Source organism: Mycobacterium sp. AZCC_0083, assembly GCF_014202335.1.
Classification (GTDB): domain Bacteria; phylum Actinomycetota; class Actinomycetes; order Mycobacteriales; family Mycobacteriaceae; genus Mycobacterium.
The window spans coordinates 185914-201444 of the sequence record NZ_JACHGP010000011.1; the positions used below are offsets into that span (position 1 = coordinate 185914).

15 protein-coding genes are annotated in these 15531 nt (G+C 65.1%); 6 read left to right on the plus strand and 9 right to left on the minus strand.

Annotation, left to right across the window (positions count from 1 at the left end):
* Positions 1-2: 2 nt before the first annotated feature.
* Complete coding sequence (locus HNP02_RS26840; protein ID WP_184443667.1) at positions 3-1094, minus strand: alcohol dehydrogenase catalytic domain-containing protein; 1092 nt, start codon at positions 1092-1094, stop codon at positions 3-5.
* 529 nt (positions 1095-1623) lie between these two features.
* Here HNP02_RS26840 and HNP02_RS26845 point away from each other — a divergent pair.
* The 3 genes from HNP02_RS26845 (at position 1624) to HNP02_RS26855 (ending at position 5904) form a co-directional block, all read left to right on the plus strand.
* Complete coding sequence (locus HNP02_RS26845) at positions 1624-3264, plus strand: NAD(P)/FAD-dependent oxidoreductase (protein WP_184443668.1); 1641 nt, start codon at positions 1624-1626, stop codon at positions 3262-3264.
* Positions 3265-3410: 146 nt separating this feature from the next.
* A complete protein-coding gene (locus HNP02_RS26850; protein ID WP_184443669.1) occupies positions 3411-4343 on the plus strand; it encodes an alpha/beta hydrolase in 933 nt (310 codons plus the stop codon).
* Between the two features lie 442 nt (positions 4344-4785).
* Positions 4786-5904 carry an FAD-dependent monooxygenase gene (locus HNP02_RS26855; RefSeq protein ID WP_221318060.1) on the plus strand — a complete coding sequence of 373 codons (1119 nt, stop codon included), beginning with the start codon at positions 4786-4788 and terminating at the stop codon, positions 5902-5904.
* A gap of 14 nt (positions 5905-5918) precedes the next feature.
* Here the strand turns inward: HNP02_RS26855 and HNP02_RS26860 are convergent, their stop codons facing one another.
* From HNP02_RS26860 to HNP02_RS26880, 5 genes are read right to left on the minus strand one after another with little or no spacing between them, the layout of a single operon-like run.
* The gene (locus HNP02_RS26860; RefSeq protein WP_184443670.1) at positions 5919-6938 is read right to left on the minus strand and encodes an enoyl-CoA hydratase/isomerase family protein; all 1020 of its coding nucleotides are present in this window, start codon (positions 6936-6938) and stop codon (positions 5919-5921) included.
* Between the two features lie 13 nt (positions 6939-6951).
* Positions 6952-7890 carry a fumarylacetoacetate hydrolase family protein gene (locus HNP02_RS26865; protein WP_184443671.1) on the minus strand — a complete coding sequence of 313 codons (939 nt, stop codon included), beginning with the start codon at positions 7888-7890 and terminating at the stop codon, positions 6952-6954.
* Positions 7891-7921: 31 nt separating this feature from the next.
* Positions 7922-9058: a VOC family protein gene (locus HNP02_RS26870; RefSeq protein WP_184443672.1), complete on the minus strand. Its 1137-nt coding sequence runs from the start codon at positions 9056-9058 to the stop codon at positions 7922-7924.
* Complete coding sequence (locus HNP02_RS26875) at positions 9058-9735, minus strand: class I SAM-dependent methyltransferase (protein ID WP_184443673.1); 678 nt, start codon at positions 9733-9735, stop codon at positions 9058-9060. Before HNP02_RS26875 ends, HNP02_RS26870 begins: the two co-directional genes overlap by 1 nt.
* A complete protein-coding gene (locus HNP02_RS26880; RefSeq protein WP_184443674.1) occupies positions 9732-10337 on the minus strand; it encodes a pyridoxamine 5'-phosphate oxidase family protein in 606 nt (201 codons plus the stop codon). The genes HNP02_RS26875 and HNP02_RS26880 overlap by 4 nt, the downstream gene beginning before the upstream one ends.
* A 56-nt stretch (positions 10338-10393) precedes the next feature.
* Between HNP02_RS26880 and HNP02_RS26885 the strand changes: the two genes are divergently transcribed.
* Positions 10394-11062, plus strand: coding sequence for a TetR/AcrR family transcriptional regulator (locus tag HNP02_RS26885; protein WP_184443675.1), 669 nt, complete (start codon positions 10394-10396; stop codon positions 11060-11062).
* 242 nt (positions 11063-11304) lie between these two features.
* Here the strand turns inward: HNP02_RS26885 and HNP02_RS26890 are convergent, their stop codons facing one another.
* The 3 genes from HNP02_RS26890 to HNP02_RS26900 all read right to left on the minus strand — a co-directional run bounded on the left by HNP02_RS26890 (position 11305) and on the right by HNP02_RS26900 (position 13600).
* Positions 11305-11799 (minus strand): YceI family protein, encoded by a 495-nt coding sequence (locus tag HNP02_RS26890; protein WP_184443676.1) that lies wholly within the window; start codon positions 11797-11799, stop codon positions 11305-11307.
* 101 nt (positions 11800-11900) lie between these two features.
* Positions 11901-12662 carry an O-methyltransferase gene (locus tag HNP02_RS26895; protein WP_184443677.1) on the minus strand — a complete coding sequence of 254 codons (762 nt, stop codon included), beginning with the start codon at positions 12660-12662 and terminating at the stop codon, positions 11901-11903.
* Positions 12659-13600, minus strand: a complete 942-nt coding sequence (locus HNP02_RS26900) for an oxygenase MpaB family protein (RefSeq protein WP_184443678.1) — start codon at positions 13598-13600, stop codon at positions 12659-12661. Before HNP02_RS26900 ends, HNP02_RS26895 begins: the two co-directional genes overlap by 4 nt.
* A gap of 87 nt (positions 13601-13687) precedes the next feature.
* Here HNP02_RS26900 and HNP02_RS26905 point away from each other — a divergent pair, with 87 nt between their 5' ends.
* Together HNP02_RS26905 and HNP02_RS26910 are read left to right on the plus strand one after the other, a co-directional pair.
* Positions 13688-14320, plus strand: a complete 633-nt coding sequence (locus tag HNP02_RS26905; RefSeq protein ID WP_184443679.1) for a TetR/AcrR family transcriptional regulator — start codon at positions 13688-13690, stop codon at positions 14318-14320.
* A gap of 267 nt (positions 14321-14587) precedes the next feature.
* A complete protein-coding gene (locus tag HNP02_RS26910) occupies positions 14588-15313 on the plus strand; it encodes a response regulator transcription factor (protein WP_184443680.1) in 726 nt (241 codons plus the stop codon).
* Positions 15314-15531 lie beyond the last annotated feature (218 nt).

Here is a 15531-nt window from a genome sequence, read left to right on the forward strand (position 1 = left end):
AGCTAGAACCTGGTGATGACGCTGCGCGCGATGTGCCCGCCCGCGAGGTCGCGGTACGCGTCGTTGATCTGTTCGATGGAGATCTCCTGTGAGACAAGGTCATCCAGGTTGAGCCGCCCTTGGCGGTACAGCTCGGCGTACATCGGGATGTCCTGCCGGATGTTCGTCGAACCCATGTAGACGCCCGTGACGCTGATCTGCGGTCGGATGAGCTGCGAATGGACGTCGACGCGTAGTTCGGTTCCCGGGTTGGGCAGACCCACGATGTACATGCCGCCGCCCTTTCGCGTCATCAGCACCGCTTGTCGCAACGTGCCGGTCGCGCCGACTACGTCGAAGGCGTGATCGACCCCCTGTGGCGCGATCGCGAGCACGTCGTCCACGACGTTCGCCCGGCTCGCGTCAATGAAGTCGGTCGCACCGAACCTCTCGGCCACCCCTGCCTTGCCGGGCTGTGTGTCGATGCCGATGATCCGGCTCGCGCCGCAGTGTCGCGCGGCCCAGATCGCGTTGAGCCCCACCCCTCCGACCCCGATCACGGCGACGGTCTCGCCGACGCGCACGCGCGCGGTGTTGATGACAGCACCAGCGCCGGTGACGACGCCGCAGCCGAGCAGTGCGGCCTGTGCGAACGGGACATCGGCGGGTACTGGCGCCAGCTGGTTCTCGTGGACCAGCGCGAGCTCGGCGAACGCCGCGACACCGAAGACCTGCGTGAGCGCACCTTCCGCGTTCCGAAGACGCGGCGCCGAGCCGGGTTCCCGCAACGTCGCTTCCGGGCGAGGACACAGCCAGGTGCGCCCGCTGATGCAGCGGGGGCAGCTGCCGCAGTACTGCATGAGCGAGCCGACGACGTGATCTCCGCGTCGGAAGTCGCGAACGGCAGGGCCGACCTCGGCGACCACTCCTGCGAGTTCGTGCCCCATGACCGAAGGAACCGGGATTCCGTAATCGCCGTGTGCGAGGTGCAGGTCGGAATGGCACAGTCCGGATGCGCGGACCTCGACCAGCACCTCGTGTCCGACGGGGTCGTCGACCTCGATGTCCTTGATGTCGAAGTCGGCGCCGATCGCGTCGAGCACTGCTGCTTTCATGCGCTCACTCCCGTGTCCTCGATGCCGGATCGTGCGCGGCCCGAGCCTGCGCCGTTTCGGATGAAATGCGGCGAGTCAGACAAGTTCTCGATCGCTGAAACAAAAGTTGGACCAATGCGTTTACCTTGTCTACTGGCCCGGAGAGGGGGTACTCGATCTCGACTCGGGAGAGCGGCGCGCCGACGGCCGCTGGGCTGCACGGAGTTCAGCGCGGCGATCAGCTCGGTCGACGCGGCCGCCATGTCAACAGGTCAGGCCCGGTGACATTGCCATTCTGCATGCGTGGCCCCAGTCGGTCAAGCATTGGTGAGGCGCGCGTGCGAGTGGTGTGGCGCCGGGGCGTCGGCGTCATCCGGCGAATGACCGATCTACGCGACTAACGGACCGACTATTGACATCCTGGATGGCACGCGTTAGGAATATCAATGGTTGGACCACAATCATGGCTCGGCCGAGGGGCGCACGCAGTGGCGATGCCTGCAGGCCCCCCGGCCTTGGCGACCAGCGCAGTGAAGAATCGGAGGCGCAGATGAGCGACGCGGCGGGCACAGGTGCCGACGACGGCTTCGCGGGCGAGGACTACGACGTGGTCGTCATCGGCGCCGGCTTCGGCGGCCTATATGCGTTGCACCGGATGATCGGCCTTGGCCTACGGACGACATGTCTCGAGAGCGGGGAGGGCCCCGGCGGCACCTGGTACTGGAATCGTTATCCGGGGGCGCGGGTCGACGTCGAGAGCATGGTCTACTCGTACTCCTTCGACGACGACCTGCAGCAGGAATGGCACTGGCCGGAGCACTTCTCCCCACAGGCCGACATCGAGGCGTACGCCAAGCACGTCGTGGACCGTTTCGGGCTGGCGGAGTACATCAACTTCTCGACCACGGTCGTCGCGCTCGAGTACGACGAGACGAGGTGCCGGTGGCAGGTGCGGACCAACGCGGGCGCGGTGATCTCCGCTCACTACGTCATCGCGGCGACCGGTAGCCTCAGCACCGCCAACGTCCCGGCAATTGCCGGCGCCGAGTCGTTCGCGGGTAGCTCGTTCCACACCGCGCGCTGGCCCGCGGAGGGCGTGGACCTGCGCGGGCGTCGCGTGGGTGTGATCGGAACGGGATCGACGGGGATCCAACTCATCCCGATGATCGCCGAGCAGGCGCAGCACCTGACTGTCTTCCAGCGGACGGCGAACTTCAGCATCCCGTCGCGCAACCGCGCTCTCGATCCCGACTACGAGCGGGAGTACAAGGCCGATTATCCGCAGCGGCGGCGCAAGCTGTGGGCCTCGAAATCCGGCACGGCCCTGGATCCGATCGTGCCGCCGTCGGCGCTGGCCGTCGACGACGCCGAGCGCGAGAAGATCCTCATGCAAGCCTGGAAATCGCGTAGCGGCTTCAACTTCCAGCGCGCGTTCAGTGATGTGCTCACGGACATCGACGCCAACGACCTCGTCGCCGAGTTCGTGCGCGCACGGATCCGCGAGATCGTCCGCGATCCGGACGTCGCGGAGGCACTGTGTCCGAGCTCCCATCCGCTGGGAACCAAGCGGTTGTGTCTCGAGTCCGGCTACTACGAGACCTACAACCGCGACAACGTGTCCCTGGTTGACCTGCGCGCCACCCCCATCGTCCGCATGACGCCGACCGGGGTGGGGACGACGGCAGGGGAGCACCAGTTGGACGTCCTCGTCTATGCGACGGGATTCGATGCGATGACCGGTGCACTCACCAGCATCGATATCAAGGGCGTCGGCGGTCGCGCCCTGGTGGACAAGTGGGCTGACGGACCGACGACCTACCTGGGTTTCATGGCGTCCGGATTCCCCAATCTCTTCATGATCCACGGCCCCGGGAGCCCGTCCGTGCTCGCGCAGATGATCATGGCCGGCGAATGGCAGGTCGATTGGGTTGTCGACCTCATCACGTACATGAGCGATCACGAATACCGCTGCGTCGACGCCACGCCCGAGGCGGAGTCGGCGTGGGCACGCGAAGTCGATGCTGCAGCCGATCGCACGCTCTACAAGCGTGCCGAGTCGTGGTACAACGGCGCGAACATCGAGGGGAAGCCCCGCATGTTCATGCTCTACGTCGACGGCTTCCCGGCCTACTGCCTGCGCTGCACCGAAGTCTCCCGACGCGGGTACGAGGGCTTTGTCCTCTCCTCGTAGGCAAGCGCCGGCCGGCCGCGTGCGGTATCGCGTCCGGACGGCATCTAGCCGGCCGACAAGGAGCGAGGCGACATCATGACGAAGGGCGGGAGCGGGCGGGCGGACGACACTGCCGCGGGATCCGACGGGCCAGAGTCAGGCATCGCGTGGCCGACCTAGACAGCGGCTTACGGGCGATTCTCGCCGAATTGGTCCGGCAGGGCCGCAAACCAGTCGCTGACCTCACCCCCGATGCCGCGCGCGAGCAGATGGGTGCCCGCGCTGCGCAGGCTCCGGTTGGGCCGGACCTGTCGGAGGTCGTCGATCTCGCGGTCCTGGCCGGTCGCCACCACGTACCGGTTCGGCTGTACGTCGCCGAACGAGCCGACGCGGTAGTCGTGTTCTGTCACGGCGGAGGGTGGGTCATCGGCGATCTCGACACCCACGACCATCTGTGTCGCACGATTGCTGTCCTTGGACGGTGTCGCGTGGTGTCGGTCGACTACCGGCTCGCGCCCGATCATGTCTTTCCGGCTGGTCTGGACGATGTGGAGGCAGCGGTCAGGTGGGCCGCCGGGGCGTTCCCGGACGCTTCGCTGGTGGTGGCAGGGGACAGCGCGGGCGCTAATCTCGCGACGGCGTGCGCGCGCCGACTCAGGGACTGTGGGGGCCCGCGGATCGCCGCGCAACTGCTGGCCTATCCGGTGACCGACTGTGACTTCAGCCGGACGTCGTACCTGACGAATCAGGACGACCTGCTCTTGTTGCGGTCGGCCGACATGGCGTGGTTCTGGGACCGTTACCTCCCTGACGAGGCCATGCGGACTCATCCCGATGCGAGTCCGTTGAGGGCGTCCAGCCTCGCTGGATTGCCCCCGGCGACGGTCGTCCTAGCAGGGCACGACCCATTGCACGACGAAGGGCTGGACTACGCGCGAGCGCTGCGCGGCGCGGGTGTGCCGGTGGAACTGGTCACCTACCCGACGATGGCCCACGGGTTCCTCGCCTTCGCGCAGCTGGTACGGGAAGCCGGTGAGGCGCTCGAGGTGCTCGCGAAGGCCATCCGTGTCGCGGCGTTGCGCGACACGCGGTCTGGATGACCCGCTCCCTGGGGACAGCGCAGCCCCATCGCCTCAGCCACCCTGCGGCGCGTGGATCAGCTTCTTGTTGACGAACCCCTCGATGACGAGCGCGCCCACCTAAGGATCGCCTATGAGCTCACGATGATTACTTCAGTGGGACAGGCGATTTGGCAGGCAGTCCGATCGCTCACACCCTGTTAATCCGGACACGTCGGCCGTGGCACCTTGGACGGGGCCCGCTCGATGCGGCGACGCTGGACGCTAACGGGTATGCACCACTTCCGGCTAGCGGCGCGTCGATGGGTGCCACCGGTGATGGCCCTGATGCGCCGGATCGCGATTCTGGACTCAGGACGTAGTACGCGCTCTTCACCCCGCTCGAGGAAAACGCCGATACCGCCCCTGCCCGGCCGACGGGCGTCCGGCCGGCCCAATCTCGATCCCTTGGAAAGGGTTAGTGATGAAGAAGTTGCGAGTAGCGATCATCGGCGGCGGCATCGGGGGACTGGCCACAGCCGTCGCGCTTCACCGGATTGGGGCCCAGGTCCGGGTCTACGAACAGGCGCGTCAGTTGGGCGACGTCGGCGCAGGAGTGGCGCTCCAGCACAACAGTCAGAGAGTCCTGGACCGGCTGGGCCTCAGCCAGCGCGTCGTCCGACTTGGCGCGCGGTTGCCTGGATTCCGGCTCTTCACGCCGGACGGGACCCTGGTGTCGCATGAAACGTACGACCCCGAGACCGGGACGCTCGGGCTACGTCGCGCCGATCTGGTGGCGGTCCTGGCCGCCGCTCTGCCGACCGCGGTCGTGCACACCGGACATCGCTGCGTGCAATTGACTCAGCGCGACGGGTCTGCGGTGGTGAGCTTCGCGAACGGGGTGAGCGTGAATGCTGATGTCGTAGTCGCGGCCGACGGAATCCGTTCCGGGCTACAACGCTACGTCGTGGAGCCTACCGACCCGGTGTTCTCCGGCACGATGGCCTATCGCGGCCTGATCCCGGCAGCGCGCCTGCCCGACTGGCCAAAGGACTTGGTGACCTGGGGCGGCGACGGCAAACACGTGGTTGCGTACCCCGTGCGCGCCGGTGAGTTGATCAACTTCGTGGGGTTCGTTTCCGCCGACGAGCAGATGCGCGAATCATGGTCTGCACCAGGTGATCCGGCCGTGCTGGCCGCTGAGTTCGATGATTGGGACCAGCAGGCTCGCCACCTGCTCGCGCGCGTTGAGACCACGTTCAAGTGGGCCCTCTATGATCGGGAGCCGCTCCTGCGGTGGACGCACGGCCGGCTGGCCCTGCTCGGCGATGCGGCCCATCCCATGCTGCCGCACATGGGCCAGGGCGCCAATCAGGCCATCGAGGACGCGATGGCGTTGGCCATTCTGCTGCGCGGCGTCACCGCCGCCGACGCCCCAGCAGCATTGATGCGCTACCAGACAGTGCGGCGCGATCACACCGCACGGGTCCAACGGAGTGCACGCGCGAATGGACTTGGGTTCGACTCCGGGCAACCCGTGAGCCTCAACCATTCCTGGGTGCGGGACTATGACGTGGAACGGGAAGCCCTCGCCGCTTCGTGAAGCGGGCTAGTGACCTAGTCGCCGCCGCCCCTGGCGACCTGATTTGCAGCGGAACTCCAGCTGTCGCCGGCATTGAGCTGGACCACCTCGCCCTGGATCCATGGCTCGAGGTCTGTCAGGAATACGGAATCGCCATTCCCGGCCCGCTGCATCTCAAGCCACTTCTGCAGCGCTCGTGGGGCCGGGCCGGACAGGATGGTGGATACGTTGGCTGCGCTTTCACGCAGAAGGCTCTCGGCAGGCGCCAGGACCAGGTTTTCGTTGAAGACCTTCTTCTGTGCCGCGATGGTGTCCCGGTTCCGGCGGGCGTACCGCGCGCCAAGTTCTTGGGCCTCGCCGATGAGGTCATCCGGGGGCACCAGCCGATTCACCAGGCCCATCTGATGTGCCTCCCGTGCCGAGTACATTCTGCCCTCGAGCATCATCTCCAGTGCCCTGGCGGGTCCGATGAGCTGGGCCAGGCGTTGACCTCCGACGGTGGTGGTCAAACCGATGAGGAGTTCGGGGAGGATGAAGCCCACTGTTTCGTCATCGGCGGCCAAACGGACGTCGAAGCAGACCGACATCTCCAATCCTCCACCGCCGCATGGCCCTCCGATCGCAGCGATGTAGACCGCGGGCGATCGCATGACGCGCAGCACGACCTGATTGAATCGCGGGACAGTGAGGAATTGGCTGATGGGGGTGCGCTCCAGGGCCTGTTCGCCGCCGGGTACGGCACCGACGACGTCGACGCTCTGCAGGAGCTTCAGCAGGGCCTGACCCGATAGCGGCCGCCCGACGCGTGAAGCGGCGGCGAGGATCTCGGCGATGTCGAAGTGAGTGATGTAGCGATTCGGCACCCCTCCTGTGAGAACGACCGCGCCCACGGTGTCGTCGTCGTCGACGGCTGCGGTGAGTGTGTCGAGGTCATTCTGCATCCGAGCCGTCATGAAGTTGTGCGGCGGATCGCAGAACCGGACGGTGAGTACTCGGTCTTCCTGCTCGACCGTCAAGGTGTCCAGCGCGAGGTCGCGGGCAGGCGTTGTCGTCATCGGTCGCTGCCCCTCACGCGTACTTGACGACGGTGCGCTGCACGCCGAGCTCGATCGCCCCGTCATCGGTCGCCACTTCGGCCTCGACGATGTCGCCGTGGCGCAGATACTTTCGGTTCTTGGCCTGCCTCGAGAAGAAGACCCTCCACTTCAGCTGATCCGGAAGTAGCGACCCAATCACCTCGACGGGCTTGGGTGGTGCGCTGATCGCCGTGCCGACCGGCGTGCCGGTCAAGACCAGGTCGCCGGCATCGAGACGCTGAAAACGTGACAGCGCCTGCAGTGCCTGCACGGGTGGGTAGATCATGTCGCCTTCGACGAGCATGTTCTGGCGGACTTCACCGTTCACGCGCAGCCGCACCCGCAGATCACCGAAGCGCTTGAGCTCGTCGGCGTCCAGCAGCACCAGCGCGGGACCGACCGGAGTGAATGTTGGATACGACTTCGCTTCGTAGAACTGCGTTTTGGTCAATTGCACGTCGCGCGCCGAGACGTCGTTGGTCACCACCAGCCCGCAGACATAGTCCGACAGGGTGGCTTCGGTGATGGTGGTGCCGACGGGCATCTCGCGGCCGAGGACCAGACCGATCTCCACCTCGTAGTCGAGCAGTCGGACATGATTGGGTTTGACGATGTCGTCGAACGGGCCGCTGATGGAGCCGGATGCCTTGCGGAAGAAGGCCAGTGGGGTAGCAGCTGGGTCCCGCCCGGCGTCCTCGACGTGGGAGGCGTAGTTGGTCATTTGCGCCACCACCCGGCACGGGGCAGTGATCGGGGACAGCAGGTGCAGGCTGTCCACGGGTACGGTGTCTGTGCTGTGGGCGACGGCTTCGATGGCGGCTCGGTCGGCCAGCAGCTCGCGTGTGGTGGCGGCCGCGGTGGTGATTCGGGCGGCGCCGGTCGGAGTCTGCACCCACCACGCGTCGGCGGTGCGCAGGATGGAGACGGTCATCTTGGGTCCTTGGATTCTCGGGCGGTTGGGTTCAGGAGTTGGCGACGGCGAGCATGCCGCGCAGGCTGGCCATGTCGAATTCGTTGTCGGTGCGCAGCGCGCTGATTATCGAGCGAAGTTCGCGCAGGGATTCGCGGCCTGGCGCGATCCCGAGGAAGTCCTTGGTGATGGGTGGGCCCCATTGTGAGAGTCCCGAGGCGGTGAAGGGAGCCCAACCCGGTTCGAGCGTGTTGTCGAACATGTCACCGTCACTGAAGTGCTCGACCATGACATCGTCGGGATCGCGCCAGTAGTCGAAGATCTGGCTTCCTTGGATGTGGCGGCCGATTCCCCAGGAGCGGTGATGTCCGAGCTCGGCGAGGTAGCGTGCACCGGCGGCCATCGCGTCGATGTCGCTGACCTGGTAGGCCGAGTGGACGTAACGGTTGGACGGGCCGAGGGCCATCGCCAGGGTGTGGTGGTCGGCCGGAGTCTGGCCGCGATCGCAGCGGATGAAGCTCATGACCGGTCCGCGGTCACGGCGCCCCGGGTAGTAGAGGAAGTCGCTGACGATCATTCCGAGGTGATCGAGGTACCAGTTGAGCGCTTCGCGGTACTTGGTCGTTTGCATCACCACGTGCCCGAGTCGCTGCACCCGCGTCGGCACGCGCGGCGGGCGCTGGGTGGTGTTGACGCGCTGGACGTCGTGCCCAAAGTTGAACTGATGTTGGGTCTGCGTCGGCAGGCCCTCCAACTGGTGAGTGCCTGCCACGACCCGGACCGTCACACCGCTGGGGTCGACGAGGTCGACCGCCACGCCGCCGAGCGAGTCGGGCAGTGCACGGATTCTGGCACCGGTCGCCTCGGCCAGCCGCAGCACGTCGGCGTGGTCCTGTGCGGTGTAGGCGGTTCCGATGAATTTCGACCGGGGACCTCGCCGGATCAGCACGCAGGGCGAGCCGGAGTCGGTGCCTCGCAAGTGCAACTCGTCGGCAGTGCGCATAGCGGTGTCGAACCCGAACGCAGACGAAAATGCTTCGGCCCGAGCCAGATCCGGCTTCTCGAACTCCAACCAGGCGATATCGTGAACCTTGATGATCGGGTCGCGTGAGCGCCCAGGATGCTCTTCCTTGCGAGCGCCCTGATCACTGTGCAGCTCGTTGTGGGCGCCGACTGCATGGCCGTTCATCAGTCCGTCTTCTCTCCAAGCGGCAATCGCGCCTCGAAGAACTCGATCGCTCCGCTGCGTTCGACGGTCACGACGTCGAGGCCGAATTCCGTCAGCCACGTCTCGATGTCGCCTGTGTGTGGGGTGTTTCCGAACACCCCGGCGCGGCGCGCCATTGTGATCAGAACATCCTGGCGGGGACCTCGACCGGTGACGCATGACGTGCCCCGTAGCGTCCCTCCTGGCTTGAGTACGCGAGCGAGTTCGGCGAGCGCGGCACGCGGGTCGGGCAGGCAGTGAAGCCCGTTGTAGGTGATGCAGAGATCGAAGCTGTTGTCGGCGAACTGAAGTGCGGTGACGTCGGCTTCGACGAACTCGATCGCGTCTTGCACTCCGCGTCGGGTCGCTGCTGCGCGCGCCTGGCCGAGCATGAAGGGGGAGATGTCGGCCGCGACGTAGTGCACGTCCTGGCCGGGACGTAACCCGCGGAAGGCGAAGCCGCCACCGCACGGGATGTCGAGGACGGCGCTTCCCGCCGGGGCGTCGGCGACTCTCTCGACGTCGGTGAACATGCATCGCATGTCGGCGCCCCACATCGCCCAGGCGCCGACCGTGGCGACGCCGTCGTGTTTCACGCCGGTCTCGTACATGGCGGCCACAAGACGCTCGGAGCGCCACCGCTCGGTGACGTCGGTCATGACTTCACCTGTGTATCCGTGGCGTCCCAGGGCATCGATCCCGATGTCCAGTGGGTCAGCTCCTGCTGGTCGTTGCTGTGCAGGTGTCGTGGCGGTGTGACGAATGTCGCGTAGGGCCGGCAGCGCATCAGCACCCGGCCTTCCTGCTCTGCCATGGCTTTGACCGCGGGGCGCATTTCGGCGGGCACTGGCTGTCCCGACATGCGTTCGGCCACTGCCATCATCACGTCGATCAGGGTTTCGTCGTCGTCGTCGATCACGGCGTCGCAGTAGACCTGAAGGTAGGCGAACGGCCAGGTCTCGTCGAGGACGCAGAGGCTGACTTTGCCGTTGCGGGCAACGGCTTTGGCCTTGGCCCTCTCGCCCATGGTGGCCACCAGCAGGTCGCCGTTGTCGTCTGGGACGTAGTAGACGATCGACATCGCCGGGCCGTCCGATTTGCGGCCGTAGCCGAAGACGCAGGTGCGGTGGGTCTGAACGAACAGTCGCCGTTCGGACGGCAGCATGTCGCGATCCGTTGGCGCCTGGAACGGATCCTTGGACAGGGGTAGCAGTCGCGCCGATGCGCGGTCTTGATTCGTGGTGTCAGGGGTGATGCTCATGGCCTCGTTCCTTTCTATTGATATTATCGATTGATAATAAGGGTACACTCCGAACGATGGAACGCAAGACCCCGACGCCGACCAAGGTCCGCGCTCGCCGGACCAGGACCGATATTCGAGAGGCGCTGCTGGAGTCGGCGTTGGTCGAGTTCGGGGCGAAGGGCTTCGACGGCGCGTCGACGCGTGCGATCGCGGCGCGCGTGCAGGCGCACCAGCCGCAGATCAACTATCACTTCGAATCGAAGACGGCCCTGTGGATGGCCGCGGTGGATCACCTCTTCGGGCTGTTGTGGAAAACATTCGACGGCGCCATACCCGCGAACCCGACCGTGATCGATGCCTCGGCGCTCGCTGTGGGGTTTGCCGATGGGATACGGCGATTCGTGGCCTTCGCGGCCAAACACCCCGAGCTGAACCAGATCATGGTGCACGAGGGCACCTCGGTCAGCGATCGGTTGACGTGGATGACTCAGACCCACGTGAAGCCGTTCTTCGACGGCATCCGGCCGGGGTGGCAGATCCTGCGGGACGCCGGTATCGCCGCCCCCATCGACAGCGAGGTCTTCTACTACGTGTTGATCGGCGCGGCATCACTGCCGTATGTGAACGCACCCGAATTTCGCCTGCTCACCGGCCGAGATCCGAAGAATCCCAGCTGGATCGACGCTCACGCCGATGGAATGGTGGCCATCCTCCTGCCCGGATTGGCCGACGGCACAGTCTGATTTCGTCACCCGGCCCGCACCAGTTGCCATTGGTGCTGACCTCGATTTCCCTCAGTGAATACCTGTTGCCATTCGGCTAGCGAATGACTACCGATATGGCCTGAACGCCATGGTGTTCATCGAAAATGTGTGCCGCGCCGGCTTACTCGGCTATCGGCCGGTGAGGACCCGACCCCGGGACGGCGAGAGTGATCCGGCGCAACGTGGGACAGCCACGGCGAACCTGACAGGCCCGGCTCCAGTCAGACTCGTTTCAATGTGGCGTCGAGGACTACCTTGACAGGCTTGGTGGTGCCCCACCGGGTGATCCCGTACTCCTTCGGTGACACGACCACCGTGGCGTGGTAGTGGGGTGGTCCCGCTGTGACAGACCGAGTCGCCTGGAAGGTGACCGGCCGGCTGACGTCTCGAACCCGCAGGGTGCCGGTGACGTTGAGCCCGGTGGGCGTTTGGACGATGGACGTGCTGCGGAACTCCGCGGTGGGAAACCGTGCTGTGGCAAACACGTTATCGGCCCCGAGGTGCTCGTCGCGCAGCTTGCTGCCCGTATCCACGCTGTCGGTCCATATGACGGATGAGACCGCGGATTCAGCCACCGATGCACCCACCGTGATCGCCGAGTCATACTGAACGAACCGGCCATTCACCTTCATGCCGAAGGCCGCCTTGGCCTGAAAGCCGATCGACGTCGCCGCGGTATCCAAAGTCCACTCGCCCGAGCTCAATTCAGAGTCCACCACAAACCATCCTCTCCTTGACTAGTACCCGTTCCGTACCTGTGGATCTGCGTGCCTATTCCATGCCGGATGATCGACCTTTCGACCGCAAGCCCAGCGGGTCAGCCCAGGAACTCCGACTCCAGAACCAGGTCTTTGAGTAGCGTCTGATACTCGACGTGGGTCTCGTGCTCGATGGTTTGCCACTGCTTGCCTTGTTGTTCCTTCATGTAGGCGCGGTACTTGGGTGCGCCGGGGATGCCGACGTTGTCGGCGACCACGATCGTTCCCGGATGCAGCCAGCCCTGGCTGACCAGGCGCTGTAGGTCGGCCAGGTACACGTCCTTCCAGTGGTCGAGGAACACGAAATCCAAACAGCCGTCAGTGAATCCGTAGTCCTTGGCGAGAACCTCGACCGTCGTCGCGTCATCGACGGTGCCGTTGATGCACGTGACGCGATCAGCGAGGCCGGCGTGCTCCCACACGCGGCGGGCCACCGAGGCGTTGGCACCGGACTTCTCGATCGAGAACACCTTGGCAGCCGGTGCGGCTCGGGCTATCCGCAGCCCGCTGTATCCGCAGTAGGCACCGAGTTCCATGGCGAGCTCCGGATTCGCGCGCTTGACGGCAGCGTCGAGCAGTTGTCCCTTCTCGTCGCCGACGTTCATGAGGATCGACTTGTCGTAGGCAAATTCGTCGATGGCGTCGATGGCGGCGTCGACATCGCCCGCCGGCGCGTTGGCAATGACGTACTCGGCCATTGCGTCCTCCCGGCCGTCACCCATCTGGCCGGTCCGCAAGACGCTCAGGCCGCCGAGAGCCCCTCGCACGAAGGAGTACCTAAGGAATGGAAGCTTCTGCCGCAACGTCCTATTTCGACTCATCGCACTGAATCCTCATGGGTACAAGGGTCTTGATGCGGGTTGCGGGTTGGCAGTGGTAGCGGCGCGACGGTCCCGGTGCGCCGGTAGTGGGCTCGCTGGTCTCGGGCGAGCGGAAAGTATTGGAACTGTGTCGGGATCGCCTTGATCGCTTCGTGAACTGCCTTGAGGTGCAGGCGATATCGCAATTCGTCCAACCGTGTCCAGTCCAGGCACAGTCGTTCGCGGATGATCGGTGGTAGTGCGCCGGTGGTGATCCACAGCATCGATTTCACCAGGGGTGTCTGCACGAACGGTTTCAGGATCAGTGGTCCCACAACGGCGTTGGCACGATCGGGCAGGCGCTTGCTGGTCGGCGCCGGCATGGTCCGGTACATGTGAAAGCCTTCACGGACGGCGCGGCTGTCTTCGAGCACATCGTTGATCATGTGCTCCCAGTACTCCTGAAACGCATCCCAATCCGGCGGGACGGGTTTCATGCTGACGCCATAGAGGCGATACCAGTCGACCGACTCCAGATAGAGGGCCTCTTTGTCGGCATCTGAGAGCGGATAGCCGGTGAGCTCGTGTCCCGTCACGATGTCCTCGACGAACGTTGCGTGCGCCCAGAAGAAGGTCTCGGGGTTGAGCGCGCTGTACCGGCGGCCGTATTTGTCGACGCCCTTGATGGGTCCGTGGAAACCTCGCACCAGTTTTCCCCACTCGTGCGACGTGGGTCCGCCGTAGACGACCGACATGATCGGCCCGATCGATCGTTGACCGCGTGCGAGCGGATCCTCGAAGAACACCGAATGATGCTCGACGCCGGCGGCGAGTCCGGGATGCATGTTCTGCAACATCGCCTCGCGCAGCCCATTGGACAAGCGATGCACCGGAAGGCGACCGAAGTGCTCCCAGACCAACCCGTCGGGGTCCAACGGCGGGATTGCCGTCTCAGTCATCCGTGGCTCCTAAAACTGATTCGGTGACGTATCAGATATGGCCGTACAGTAATATCTGATACGCAGGCGTGTCAACAGTGAGGAATCATGGCGGAGGAAGCGAACTCGTCGGATGCGGTCGTATCGCGCCCGTACCGTGGCGTCAGTGCCACCGATCGGCGTGAGGCGCGCCGTCAGCGGCTGATCGAGGCCGGCCTGGAGCTGTTCGGGACGAGGGGAATCGCGGCGGTCGGCATCGTGGACGTCTGCGCCGAGGCCGGACTGACCAAGCGGTACTTCTACGAGAACTTCGCGTCGATCGACACGCTCGTCGATGCGGTGTTCGAGCACGTCACCGGAAACATCGTCGCTGCGGTAGCTCCCGCGATCGCGGCCGGCGGCGGCCGCGACCCCCGTCCCGCCCTCACCGTCTACGCGCGCGCCCTGTTGAGCGATCCACGGGTCGTACGGTTCCTTGGCATCGAGTCCCAGTCCGGTCCGCTCAAGAAACACCGCGATGAATTCCCAACGCGCGCAGTCGAACTCTGGTTCGCCTTCGCCGCCGCCGATGACGCCTTACCCCCACCGGACGAGATGCGCCTCAACGCGTACGGATTCATCGGAGCCGCGCAACAGATCGGCGTGGCATGGTTGGACGGCCAGCTCCCGCTCACCATGGACCAGGTCATCGACCAGCTCGTCGACATGTTCTACCGAATCTCCGGAATCGCTCCGTCCTAGGGCACGCACCGGTTCCGCACTACGGCCAAATGCTCCACGAAGCCACCGAAATCAACTGCGAAGTATTTCGCGAATCGAGTCGTGGTGTGCGCGACGCCACCGTGATCGACCCAGCGCTGAGGTTTCATTACCGGCCAGCAGGTATTCGCGGATTACCGGCACCGGTAGAGCAGGACGGACGTTGGCGGTGATGTGGCTTACGGTGTCCGACGCCACGCTGGATCTACCAACCCAACGTCAGCATCTAGACAGGATGAGGAACGGCCAATGACCGTAGGCGAGACCGCGCAGGGCCTCGCCCGCCGGCAAACCGATCAACCAGATGTGGTGTCTTCCCGCCTGCCAAGGGTGCGGGTGGTCTTGGCCGAGGACGACGTCCTGCTTCGTGAGGGGATGGCCAGCCTGTTGGACCGCTCCGGTTTCGACGTCGTCGGACAGGCCAGTGACGCTGCGCAATTGCACGCGATCGTTCGTGACCAAAACCCTGAGCTCCTGGTGACCGACATTCGGATGCCGCCGACCCACACCACCGAAGGGCTCGACGCAGCCCGGGTGATCCGCGAAGACTTCCCCGGCGTCGGCATTCTGGTGTTGTCGGCGCACGTCGACGTCGAGCACGCGATGGAGCTGCTGGCGACTGGGCGGAGCGTCGGCTATCTGCTGAAGAGCCGGGTGACCGACGTGGCCGACTTCGTTGACACGCTGGGGCGGATCGTCAAGGGGGCATCGGTGGTGGACCCCGCGCTGGTACAGGAACTGGTGTCGGCCCGCAGGCGCAATGACCCACTCGCCGTGCTCAGCGCGCGGGAGCGGGACGTGCTGGCCTTGATGGCGGAGGGGCGGTCCAACGCCGGTATCGCCCAACGGATCTGGGTCACCGAGGGCACTGTGGAAAAGCATGTCCGCAGCATCCTCAGTAAACTGGACCTCCCAGAGACCGGCGACGGCCACCGCCGCGTCCTCGCGGTTGTCGCATTCCTCGAGGCCCGCTGACAGGCAATGTCGGCTACGCCGCTTCCGATACTCGGATCGCAGTTCCCCTTCGGCTCAATGAATCGGACTACCCGGCCCGGACGCCCCCCTGGACGCGGTTGCCCAGGTCCACGTCTGCGTTGTGAAAGTAGTCGAAGGCGCGTTCCAGGACTGGCTCGGACGACCTGAGGCTCAGAGTTGACCCGTAATTAATTGTGAGTCTGGAAGTTCCAGGGTCC